The organism is Bartonella sp. OT172YNZD, from assembly GCF_042193725.1.
In the GTDB taxonomy this organism is placed as follows: Bacteria; Pseudomonadota; Alphaproteobacteria; order Rhizobiales; family Rhizobiaceae; genus Bartonella; species Bartonella grahamii_A.
On record NZ_JBHILZ010000111.1, the window covers coordinates 1 to 571 of the forward strand.

Annotated in this window: 1 protein-coding gene; it reads left to right on the plus strand. The window is 51.0% G+C overall.

All coding sequences use genetic code 11. The annotated features are described in order from the left end of the window. Window positions 1–98: 98 nt before the first annotated feature. On the plus strand, window positions 99–571 hold a 473-nt coding region (locus tag ACFIJS_RS09300; RefSeq protein ID WP_375651347.1), incomplete at its 3' end, for a DNA-binding protein.

Below are 571 nucleotides of genomic sequence, written 5' to 3' on the forward strand. Positions count from 1 at the left end.
CTAGCAGAAATTGCGCGGTTGCAGCAGGAACAGCGGGAGATTGCAGCGCAATTGAAAGCCATGCGCGCAACGCCGGTTCGCATTAAAAGGGGGCAGCCATGAAGGAATGGTTTACTATTGCCGAATTGGCTGAGGCAGCTTTGCCAGGGTTGCCGAAAACAAAGATTGGTCTCAACAATCTTGCGCTTAAGAAATGGCGTTTGAATACACAATTGTTTCGCCAAACATTAGGCAAAACCAAGACGGTTTGGGAGTATCACATTTCCTTATTGCCGGAGGGGGCGCGGGCGGCATTGTTGGTGCGGTTTGGTGGGGCTGTTGATGTGAAACAAACGCAAGGGGAACAAAAGACAAGTGTTTGGGTGCGTTATGAAGGGCTTTCAAAGGCGCATAAAAGGCGCTGTGAAGAGCGTTTGAAGGCGCTTTGTTATTGGGAAGATTTACTCCATGCCGGTATGGGTGTGCATGATGCGGCAAGCTTGAGTGCGGTGCACTTTGGTGTGAGCCGGATGTCGCTTTTTAATTGGCGGCAGATGGTTGAAGGGTATGAGCGCCCTGATTGGTTGGCAGC